This window comes from Kytococcus schroeteri (genome assembly GCF_002847825.1).
Lineage (GTDB): Bacteria > Actinomycetota > Actinomycetes > Actinomycetales > Dermatophilaceae > Kytococcus > Kytococcus schroeteri.
Window position 1 is genome coordinate 1 of the sequence record NZ_PKIZ01000172.1, and the last position, 303, is coordinate 303.

Genomic DNA, 303 nt, shown 5'->3' on the forward strand with positions numbered 1-303 from the left:
CTATGCCCTTCCCCGACCTCCTCGGCCTGTTCAGCGAGTTCACGGATGATCTGCAGTGGTGGCAGATCACGCTGATCGTTCTGGACTACGCGCTGAAGATCTTTGCGCTGGGCTGGGTTCCTAAGGAACGACGCCCCACGTCCGCCATGGCCTGGCTACTGGCCATCTTCCTGATCCCCTTCATTGGCATCTTCCTATTCCTGCTGATGGGATCGCCAGCGATCAACCGGCGGCGCCACCGCATCCAGAACCAGGCGAATGAGTTGATCCGCACGATGAGCGCCGACGAGCCCGACGTGCCTG

At 61.1% G+C, this 303-nt stretch carries 1 protein-coding gene; it reads left to right on the top strand.

Features of this window, described 5'->3' with window-relative positions; genetic code table 11:
* The coding region (locus CYJ76_RS12045) for a PLDc N-terminal domain-containing protein (protein ID WP_180802318.1) at positions 1–303 on the top strand (303 nt) is incomplete at both ends.